Raw genomic sequence first — 3,959 nt, 5'->3', positions numbered from 1 at the left:
CCCTGCAGGAGCCGCAGCATGCGCTCGGGATCGGCAATGTCGGCATTGATTTCGGCCAGCGCGAACTCCTGGCTCGATGTCAGCGAGTAGGGCAGTGCGGCCCTCAGTTTTTCGACGATGCGGCCGTCGCCGACCAGGGGACGGCCGGACAGGCGGCGGACTTTCGCCCGCACCAGCGCCAGCGAGACCTGGCCCGCCAGCAGCTCGTCATAGGCCAGGCGCCGCCAGGCAGCGCCATCGATGGAGACATCGATCGGGTCGGCCGGATTGTGGATGCGGGCGAGCGCATCGGCAAAGGCCGCAAAGGTGTGCCGGCGCATGAAGGCGCCGTCCTGCCATTCGGGAAATTCAGGCACACGCGCCAGCGCCTGGCCGATCGCCCGGCGCAGCACCTTGCCCGAGAGCCCGGCTGTCAGGGGATAGACCGGTTCGACCAGCGGCAGGTTTTCCGCCTCGCTGGCCAGCGCAATATGGTCGGGGTGGACCATGCTCGGGCGGCCATTGAACCATTCCATGCGGCCCGAGACCACGACATGCTCGCCCTCGGGCATCGCCTTTTCGAGATAGGAAGCGTGAGCATGGAAGAAGGTCAGCGCGATCTCGCCGGTGTCGTCATGGGCGAAGACGCGGTAAGGCACCGACCTGTTGCCGCGCGGCGGCGGCTGGTGGCGGTCGATGCGCACCTCCAGCGTCACGATTTGGCCTTCCGCGGATCCTGCGATGCCCGGGCGGCTGCGCCGGTCGATGACGGTGTGCGGCAGCACGAACAGAAGGTCGCCCGCGCGGGCGGGGCGGTCACCCAGATCGGCCGGGACAACCTTCTCGATCAGCGCGCCGACTTTCGGTCCGACGCCTGCAAGCGACGTGATCGGTACAAACAAGGGATCGAGGATGGTCGGGCGCATGATGTCAGCTTATGTTGCGATGGCGGCAGCGCAAGGCTGACAGCCCCTTCTATCCACGCTATATGCGCCGCAGCAAGCAAGGATGCGGCACGATGACCGGAACGACGAGATCAAGCGAGGGGCTCGACGTCCGCCGCCGCAAGCTTCTGTTTCGCTCCTGGCATCGCGGCATGCGCGAGATGGACCTGATCCTCGGCACTTTCGCCGACGCTGAGATCGGCGCCTTGACGGCCGAGGAAATCGACCAATATGAGAGGCTCCTCGACATTCCCGATACCGAATTCCTGCCCATGGTCACCGGCGAACGCCCGGTGCCGGCCGATATCGATTGTGCCGTCCTGCAAAAGATCCTGGCTTTCCGCCATTCTCTGACATTCTGAACACAAGCAATTCCAGGAAAAGTGCAAAGCGCTTCCCCTAGTGAATTGCGATAAAACAAGACCGTGATTTCATGAGCCTCATTCCCACCATCGGTTTGCCGAAAGACCGCGCCGGCCAGTTCATCGTCGACGGCGTCGCTGATGTCTATGAAGCCTTTGCGCTGGTGCAGGCGGCACTCGAGATCGCGCCCGACAAGCCGGTTCTGTTCGTCGCGCGCGACGGTCAGCGCCTGCCGGCGATCGTTGAGGCGCTGTCTTTCGCTGCCCCCGGCCTGCCGGTGCTGCAACTGCCGGCGTGGGATTGTCTGCCCTACGACCGCGTCTCGCCCGGTTCGGATGCTGCCGCCAAGCGCCTCGATGCGCTGACCGCCATGATCGCTCTGGCGAAGAAGCCGCACCGCGCCGTCATCCTCACCACCGCCAATGCGCTGCTGCAGCGCATTCCGCCGGCGGATCTCGTCGAGGCACAGACGTTCCACGCCAGGCCCGGCAACCAGATCGACATGAACGTACTGGTGTCGCGGCTGGAAACGTCCGGTTTTGAGCGCGTGCCGACCGTGCGTGGCATCGGCGAGTTCGCGGTGCGCGGCGGCATTCTCGACCTGTTCGCGCCTGGCTGGACCGAAGCGCTCAGGCTCGACTTCTTCGGCGACACGCTTGAATCGATCCGCGTCTTCGACGCCGCCACGCAGCGCACCACCGGCCAGCGCAAGTCGATGGCGCTGCAGGCGATGAGCGAAGTGGCGCTGACGCCCGAAACCATCAGCCGTTTCCGCCGCTCCTATATCGAAGCCTTTGGCGCTCCACAGCGCGATGACGGGCTCTATGCAGCAGTCAGCGAAGGCAGGCGGTTTGCCGGAATGGAACACTGGCTGCCGTTTTTCTATGAGCGGCTGGAGACGGTGTTCGACTATCTGCCTGACACGCCTGTCATCTTCGACCATCTGGCGCATGAGGCGTTGGCCGAACGCCACACGCTGATCCTCGACCATTACGAGGCGCGCAAGAAGCAGGCGGACGGTGCCTTGAAGGACGCCGTGCCCTACAAGCCGGTCGCACCGGACCTGCTCTATCTCTCCCCGGAAAACCTGATTGCCTCGCTCGGGCCGCGTGAAGCGATCGACTTCACGCCATTCGACGCGCCCGAAGTTGGCGCCAAGAAGGTCTATCACGCCGGCTCGCGCCACGGCCGCAGCTTCGTCGAGGAGCGCGCCGATCCGAACGCCAATGTGTTCGATGTCGTCGTCAAACACATCGCCGATGAGCGCGCGGCGCGCCGCCGCATTGTCATTGCCGGCTGGACCGAAGGCTCGCTCGACCGGCTTGGCCAGATCCTTGCCGAACACCATCTCGGCAATCTCAAGCAGGTGGCGACGCTGGCGGAAGCCGAAAAGCTCGAACCGGGGCAGGCGGCCCTGGCCGTACTGCCGCTCGAATCCGGCTTCGAGACCGAAAAACTGGTCGTCGTCGCCGAACAGGACATTTTGGGCGACCGGCTGATCCGGCGTTCGAAACGCAAGAAGCGTCCCTCGGACTTCATTGCCGAGGCCTCGGCGCTGTCGGCCGGCGACATTGTCGTCCATGCCGATCATGGCATTGGCCGTTTCATCGGCCTGCGTACCATCGAAGCGGTCGGCGCACCGCATGACTGCCTTGAAATCCACTATGCGGGTGACGACCGGCTGTTCCTGCCGGTGGAAAACATCGAGCTTCTGTCGCGCTACGGTTCTGACACAGCCGAGGCGACGCTGGACAAGCTTGGCGGCGGCGCCTGGCAGTCGCGCAAGGCGCGACTGAAGAAGCGCCTGCTCGACATGGCCGGGCAGCTGATCCGCATCGCCGCCGAACGGCAGATGCGCTCCGCACCGCCACTGGTGCCGGCAGAAGGCCTCTATGGCGAGTTCGCGGCCCGCTTCCCCTATGAAGAGACCGACGACCAGCAGACGGCCATCGATTCGGTGCGCGACGATCTTGCTGCCGGCAAGCCGATGGACCGGCTGATTTGCGGCGATGTCGGCTTCGGCAAGACCGAAGTGGCGCTGCGTGCCGCCTTCATCGCGGCGATGGAAGGCTTTCAGGTGGCAGTTGTGGTGCCGACGACATTGTTGTCGCGCCAGCATTTCAAGACCTTTTCGCAGCGTTTCTCCGGCCTGCCGATCCGTGTCGGCCAGGCGTCGCGGCTGGTCGGCGCCAAGGAACTGGCCGAGACCAAGAAAGGCATCGCCGAGGGCCAGGTCGACATTGTCATCGGTACGCACGCGCTGCTTGGTTCCGCGATCTCGTTCAAGAACCTTGGCCTGCTGATCATCGACGAGGAGCAGCACTTTGGCGTCAAGCACAAGGAGCGGCTGAAGGATTTGAAAACCGACGTGCACGTGCTGACGCTCTCGGCGACACCGATCCCGCGCACGCTGCAACTGGCGTTGACCGGGGTGCGCGAGCTGTCGCTGATCGCCACGCCACCGGTCGACCGCATGGCGGTGCGCACCTTCATCTCGCCGTTCGATCCCCTGGTCATCCGCGAGACGCTGCTGCGCGAGCGTTATCGCGGCGGCCATTCCTTCTATGTGGTGCCGCGCATCAGCGATCTTTCGGAAATCCATGATTTCCTGAAGGAATCCGTGCCGGAGTTGAAGGTGGCGGTGGCACATGGCCAGATGCCGCCGGGCGAACT

At 64.4% G+C, this 3,959-nt stretch carries 2 protein-coding genes and 1 pseudogene; 2 read left to right on the top strand and 1 reads right to left on the bottom strand.

From position 1 onward, the window contains the following. Nucleotides 1-905: pseudogene (locus tag EN984_RS25525) on the bottom strand (ATP-dependent DNA helicase RecG); the annotation flags it as partial. 92 nt (nucleotides 906-997) lie between these two features. On the opposite strand from EN984_RS25525, the gene EN984_RS25520 reads away from it, so the two are divergent. Both EN984_RS25520 and EN984_RS25515 read left to right on the top strand, forming a co-directional pair. Beyond that, nucleotides 998-1,285 carry a succinate dehydrogenase assembly factor 2 gene (locus tag EN984_RS25520; RefSeq protein WP_027036782.1) on the top strand — a complete coding sequence of 96 codons (288 nt, stop codon included), beginning with the start codon at nucleotides 998-1,000 and terminating at the stop codon, nucleotides 1,283-1,285. 71 nt (nucleotides 1,286-1,356) lie between these two features. After that, the coding region (locus EN984_RS25515; RefSeq protein WP_164765640.1) for a transcription-repair coupling factor at nucleotides 1,357-3,959 on the top strand (2,603 nt) is incomplete at its 3' end.

It is taken from the genome of Mesorhizobium sp. M7A.F.Ca.CA.004.12.1.1, assembly GCF_003997835.1.
Taxonomy (GTDB): Bacteria; Pseudomonadota; Alphaproteobacteria; order Rhizobiales; family Rhizobiaceae; genus Mesorhizobium.
Note: the sequence above shows the minus strand (reverse complement) of the source record. Positions and strands in the feature narration are given on the sequence as shown.

Coding starts and splice junctions, on each gene's coding strand:
- EN984_RS25520 (WP_027036782.1), top strand. CDS start 998: ATGACCGGAACGACGAGATCAAGCGAGGGGCTCGACGTCCGCCGCCGC.